Origin of the sequence: Microcystis sp. M090S1 (genome assembly GCF_020246295.1) — a bacterium.
Classification (GTDB): Bacteria; Cyanobacteriota; Cyanobacteriia; order Cyanobacteriales; family Microcystaceae; genus Microcystis; species Microcystis aeruginosa.
This window is the reverse complement of record NZ_JADBTF010000338.1, coordinates 1-6,198: the sequence shown is the minus strand read 5'-3', so window position 1 is coordinate 6,198 and position 6,198 is coordinate 1. Positions and strand designations below refer to the sequence as shown.

Annotated in this window: 5 protein-coding genes and 1 pseudogene; 3 read left to right on the top strand and 3 right to left on the bottom strand. The window is 43.0% G+C overall.

The window, feature by feature from the left end; genetic code table 11:
* Positions 1–1,274 (bottom strand): pentapeptide repeat-containing protein (locus tag IM477_RS15035; RefSeq protein ID WP_287732388.1); only part of this gene is annotated, 1,274 nt, incomplete at its 3' end.
* Between the two features lie 163 nt (positions 1,275–1,437).
* Between IM477_RS15035 and IM477_RS15030 the strand changes: the two genes are divergently transcribed.
* The 3 genes from IM477_RS15030 (at position 1,438) to recA (ending at position 4,446) form a co-directional block, all read left to right on the top strand.
* Positions 1,438–1,611, top strand: coding sequence for a hypothetical protein (locus tag IM477_RS15030; protein WP_172969281.1), 174 nt, complete (start codon positions 1,438–1,440; stop codon positions 1,609–1,611).
* Between the two features lie 686 nt (positions 1,612–2,297).
* Complete coding sequence (locus tag IM477_RS15025; RefSeq protein ID WP_287732387.1) at positions 2,298–3,251, top strand: aldo/keto reductase; 954 nt, start codon at positions 2,298–2,300, stop codon at positions 3,249–3,251.
* Positions 3,252–3,378: 127 nt separating this feature from the next.
* The gene (recA, locus tag IM477_RS15020) at positions 3,379–4,446 is read left to right on the top strand and encodes a recombinase RecA (protein WP_287169519.1); all 1,068 of its coding nucleotides are present in this window, start codon (positions 3,379–3,381) and stop codon (positions 4,444–4,446) included.
* Positions 4,447–4,469: 23 nt separating this feature from the next.
* Here recA and IM477_RS15015 read toward each other — a convergent pair whose 3' ends face one another.
* Together IM477_RS15015 and IM477_RS15010 are read right to left on the bottom strand one after the other, a co-directional pair.
* Complete coding sequence (locus IM477_RS15015) at positions 4,470–5,066, bottom strand: hypothetical protein (protein WP_287732386.1); 597 nt, start codon at positions 5,064–5,066, stop codon at positions 4,470–4,472.
* Between the two features lie 44 nt (positions 5,067–5,110).
* A pseudogene (locus IM477_RS15010) lies at positions 5,111–5,869 on the bottom strand (bile acid:sodium symporter family protein); the annotation flags it as partial.
* Between the last annotated feature and the right edge of the window lie 329 nt (positions 5,870–6,198).

The following is a 6,198-nucleotide window of genomic DNA, read 5'->3' as shown; positions in this document are numbered from 1 at the left end:
ATTTGGTCTGAGATTGAATTTGATTGCTGGTATCTACAATTACGAACTTCGTTACCGACAAAAGGATATATCTTGATTACTTTTGCAAGAGATCTAATCAGGTTAGCCCCCCACAGGTCAGCCTCACTCAGGTCAGCCTCAATCAGGTTAGCCCCCCACAGGTCAGCCCCACTCAGTTTAGCCCCACTCAGTTTAGCCCCACTCAGGTTAGCCTTTCTCAGGTCAGCCCCTCTCAGGATAGCCTCTCTCAGGATAGCCCCACTCAGTTTAGCCCCTCTCAGGATAGCCTCTCTCAGGTTAGCCCCACTCAGGTTAGCCTTTCTCAGGATAGCCCCACTCAGGTTAGCCCAACTCAGGTTAGCCCCCCACAGGTCAGCCTCACTCAGGTCAGCCTCAATCAGGTTAGCCCCCCACAGGTCAGCCCCACTCAGTTTAGCCCCACTCAGGTTAGCCCCACTCAGGTTAGCCCCTCTCAGGTCAGCCCCCCACAGGTTAGCCCCACTCAGGTTAGCCCCACTCAGGTTAGCCCCTCTCAGGTCAGCCCCCCACAGGTTAGCCCCACTTAAATCAACTTGTTGTAGAGTTGTCTTATCGATTGTTCCCTCTCGAATTGCCTTAATTAATTCGGCTTTTTTAATAACTTTTGCATCTGTAGTGAACTCTGCTTTTTTGACGATAATTTCGGGTATATCGTCTGATTTAAGTTCATTGAGAAGGGCTTGCAATTCGCCCGATTGATGGAAATCTGCTAGGCGCTGGAGTCCATCTTCTGAACCTTCTAAAAATAGCCGAATACTGCCTTTAAGTTTCATAATAGGCTTGATCGTGTTGTCTCTGGCGATTTTTTGAATAAGGTTGTTAATCTTATCAATTTTCTCTGGTGTCAGGTCGTCTATCCCTACCTCAATAACTAATTCAAGAACTTTATTTGATTGCTGAGTTTGAGGTTTATTGTTATGATCAAATGTCTGAGAATTATCTCTATACCTTGCCAAAGCAGTAATCAGATTACTCTTTCCAATCTTTTCATCTGTTTGCTCTGACAAGATTTTAAATAAACTAGAAGCCGCATTCTTGATTGACTGTTCTTCTGTCCTAATTTCTTCCGCTAGATCACGATATGTTTTATCATCAAAAATACCTTTTAATATTTTTGTATCCAAGTCTGTTAATCCCTTGTTTGTATGCTCTTTTTTCAGATCATTAACCAGCATTTCTAATTCAGTCCATGAAGGGGGTTTAATTTCAGTCATTTTTAGTTCATTTATCATCATTTTTTAAGGGTTGCAGGACTTAAGATTACTTTTCAGTACCCTGTCAGGTTACTTGAGAGTACCTAAAAAAAGTACCATTTTTAGGACTTTTGAGTAACGACAAATAATCAGATTTTTTTTAATCTAAAGATAGTTCACCTCCTAAGTAAAAGGATTGATGATTATGTATAAATATTGGTTAAAGTACAGAGAAGACGTTGTTAGTCTTGCCAAAATTATCAGCACCATGTTTGCGATCGCATCATTTTTAGGCTTCTCTTTTCCAGAGAAATTTCAACCCACTCCCTGCCAACCGACGGCAATTGTTGAAACCACGGAAGTTAGCACTAACAATTAGTCAAAGCGCAAAATTCGCCTAACCTAATCATAGCTTAGGCGACAAACAGGATCAGCAAGAGACTTCGATTTTTTTACCTTGCTGATCTCTGTATTTTTTTGTTAACAAAACTTAACAATTATCGGCAAAATTTCGCTTGCTTTTATCGGCAGATTTTGGGATAATATTTTTAAAAGATTTTATTCATAATGGAAATCTTTGCGTCTAAAAAATTTTTGCACAGATTTCCATTATAAGAAAAGCATAGCGCAAGTCGCCGGCAAAGTCAAGTCCTTTCCCATTACTTATGGGTGGGAATTTCCCGGAATCAAAAAAGGGGGTTAGTGGGGGCCGGGTGTTGGGGAGATTTTGCTGTGTTCGGTGAACAGTTATCAGGTAGAACCGGGGAACCAGATACAAAACTTAACAATTATCGGCAAAATTTCGCTTGCTTTTGTCGGCAGATTTTGCGATAATATTTTTAAAAGATTTTATTCATAATGGAAATCTTTGCATCTGAAAAATTTTTGCACAGATTCCCATTATAAGAAAAGCATAGCGCAAGTCGCCGGCAAAGTCAAGTCCTTTCCCATTAATTATGGGTGGGAATTTCCCGGAATCAAAAAAGGGGGTTAGTGGGGAGTCAGACCAAATATAGGTTACACTTCAACTTTAAATGAGAAACGCTGTCATTCTTTGTAGGGAATATGACTAGACAAACCGCTAATCTCGGACAAACAGGAATTGCCGTCAGTGCCTTGGGAATCGGGACTTGGGCATGGGGAGATAAACTATTCTGGAACTATGGCAAGGAATACGGAGCTAGTCAGGTAGAGGAGGCCTTTAAAGCGGCAGTAGAGGCAGGAATCACCTTTTTTGACACTGCCGAAGTCTATGGACTGGGGGAATCGGAACGACTCTTAGGAAAATTTACCCAACAGACCGATATTCCCATCGATATTGCCAGCAAATTTGCCCCCGTACCGTGGCGATTGGGGGCGAATGCGGTTCATAATGCCATTACCGAGAGCTTAAACCGTCTACAAACCGATAAAATTACCCTTTACCAAGTGCATTGGCCCTTCACCTTCCTGATTAGCCAAGAAACCCTAATGAATGCCCTAGGGGAAGAAGTAAAACGCGGCCGGATTGGTTCCGTGGGTGTAAGTAATTATTCCGCCGAGCAAATGCGTCAAGCAAGCCAGATTTTGGCGAAAAAAGAGGTTCCCTTAGCGGTCAATCAGGTGCAGTATTCGCTTTTGTATCGCAAAATAGAAACTAAGGCAATTTTAGCCACGGCCAAGGAATTAGGTGTCACCATCCTCGCCTACAGCCCTCTCGCTCAAGGACTACTGACGGGTAAATATAGCCTAGAAAGCCAGAATTTGCCCGATGGAGCCAGAAAAGTTGACTCGCGGTTCAAAAAAGAAGGTTTGGAGAAAATAGCCCCAATTTTAAGGGTACTGCAAGAATTGGGCGAAAAATACCAAAAAACCCCCGCACAAGTCGCCCTCAATTGGTTAATCGCCCAAGGGGATGTGATTCCCATTCCGGGGGCAAAAACTGCAGCCCAAGCGATTGAAAATGCCGGGGCGTTAGGATGGAGTTTAGAAGCGCGAGAGGTGACGCAATTAGAACAGATGAGCCGGCCTTGGCTGTAAAAATCAAAACTTTTGATTTTTGATCACCATTCTGGAAAAAGTCTCTAACTTTTTGGTGATCAAGATTAAAACAGGCTACAATCTTTGCATACTGCTGTACTACTTAAGAAAACTGGGGAGAAAATTAATGGCGACAATGACAAATAATTCCGATCGAGATAAAGCCTTAGGCTTAGTCTTAACTCAAATCGAGCGCAACTTTGGCAAAGGTTCGATTATGCGTTTGGGAGACGCCACCCGGATGCGGGTGGAAACCGTGCCTAGTGGTGCTTTAACCCTAGATATGGCTTTGGGTGGCGGTTTACCGAAGGGCCGTATCGTCGAAATTTACGGGCCGGAAAGTTCTGGAAAAACCACCTTAGCCCTCCATGCGATCGCAGAAGTGCAGAAAGCTGGGGGAGTGGCGGCCTTTGTCGATGCGGAACACGCTTTAGATCCCACCTATTCGGAAGATTTAGGGGTAGATATCAATAATTTACTGGTGGCACAACCGGATACGGGGGAGGCTGCCTTAGAAATAGTTGACCAGTTAGTGCGTTCTTCGGCCGTGGATATCGTTGTCATCGACTCGGTGGCCGCTTTAGTGCCGCGGGCGGAAATTGAGGGGGAAATGGGGGATAATCAGGTGGGTTTGCAGGCCCGTTTGATGAGTAAAGCCCTGCGAAAAATTGCTGGTAATATTGGTAAATCGGGTTGTGTGGTGATTTTCCTCAACCAACTGCGGCAAAAAATCGGTGTCACCTACGGCAATCCTGAAGTGACCACCGGAGGAACGGCCTTAAAATTTTATGCCTCGGTACGTTTAGATATCCGTCGCATTCAAACTTTGAAAAAAGGCACGGAAGGAGAATACGGAATTCGGGCTAAAGTTAAGGTGGCTAAAAATAAAGTCGCGCCTCCTTTCCGGATTGCTGAATTTGATATTATCTTCGGTAAAGGCATTTCCCAAGTGGGTTGTATGCTCGATATCGCCGAACAAACTAACGTAGTTACTCGTAAAGGGGCATGGTATAGCTATAATGGCGAAAATATTGCCCAGGGTCGCGATAATGCCGTTAAATATCTCGAAGAAAAGCCAGAAGTAGCGGCGGAAATTGAGAAGTTATTGCGGGATAAATTAGACATGGGTTCGGTTCCTTTCCCCACGGAACCAGCCGACGAGGACGATGAGGACGATCTGGAACCAGAAATCTAAAAGAAGAGGGTTTTAAGTCTTGGTTATCCCCCTATTTTGGGGGATTTTTTAGCTTCAGAATCGATAGATTTAGCGGCTTCTAACCATGATTGTAAACCTTTTTTAGTCGGTGTTCCTCTAGGGGTAAAAGTCCATAGAACTCGTTTATGTTGGGGTCCGTAGCTGATATGAATTGGGCGATTAATTCCGTAAAAATAGAGAGAATCAAAGGGTAATTTTTGGGTTAAAATCCAATCTATCAGGCGATCGCTAGTTAAATCGATAATCCGAAAATCACAGGCTGCCCCCAATCGCTGACAATAATATTGACCTTTTTGATTAATTTCGTGGGCGCAATGTTGATCACGACTGGGATCGATTCTACCGTTTTTTAAGCCAGTAATTTGGTCTTTTTTTTGGAGAAATTTTCTCAGATCATTGGAACAAAATCCATAGGTTAATTGGAATCTTTCTCGACCAAAGTTATCAATAATTGGATCGATAATAAAGTGAGCGAGATTTTGCCAAGCGGTTATCGTTTCAGGATTTTTTGGGTAGGGATCGATTTGCGCTGCATACTTTTGATAGGTTTGGGAACAGGTAGATAATTCTTCTAGGGTTAAATATTTACCAATTAACATAATCAGTTATCAGTTTTTTAGCTAGATCCTATCACCCCATTTACCTATTTTGCCAAAGCTGCTTTTTTGCGACCATAATAAACAGCGACAAAAGCGCTGACATACATCCATAAACTATAGACCATTGCGGGAATGGCCAGATCGGGATTCTTTAATAAACCGGCAGTGATGCCAATAGCTAAAGTGCCGCTTTGAATACCCACTTCAATTGCAATACAAATTCTTTGGGGAATAGTTAATTGAAATAAAAGACCACTGAAAAAGCCAATTAGGGAAGCAATCGTATTTAAAATGATCACTGCGATGCCAGTTTGAGCGATAAATAAAGGTAAACGTTGCCATTCTCTCAGGATTAATAAGAAGATAATAACCGCTAGAAAAATCACGGCTAAACGATTAGTTATCGGTTCCAGACTTTTGGCCAGTAAAGGGAAGTAATGGCGGATAGTCATACCCATAACCAGGGGTAAAACTATAATCAAAAATATCTGCGCCATAGTGGAACCAATGGGTAGGGAGATGGCGGCACTTTCACCCATAAAATGCTGGAGAGTGAAACTAGCTAAAAAAGGTATTGTGAAAATAGTGATGATGCTGCTAAAAGCGGTTAAAGTAACAGAAAGGGCCACATCTCCCTTAGCTAAATAGGTTAAAACATTGGAGGAAGGACCGCCTGGACAAATGGCGACAATCATTAAACCGACGGCAATTTCTGGCCGGAGAGGCAAAAGAGAAACAATAATAAAGCCGACGATCGGTAGAATAATAATTTGATTGACTAAACCGATCAGGACTGCTTTGGGTTGACATCCTCACCGCCGTAAACGGACGGTGATTCCTCACCACGCCACCTTTTTAGGATGGTCGTTGAATGGGGTTGACGCTTCACAGGATGCTGCTACCTTAGCGGTAGTCTTACGCTTTCCTCCACGTCCGTTTTGAGTGTCCGAATGCCCTCCGGCCACTTTGAACAAGTCGAAAAAATCTCATGTTCAACCTTATTTCCTAGAAAGTTTTACTCGTTCAAGGCCGAATTTGAAGTCTTTTCTGAACGAAACCCCCTACTATCTGTGGTCAAGGTTCGGTTTTTAGCTTGGTTATCGCTTTTTGCATTGTAGCTTAAAGCCGTCCT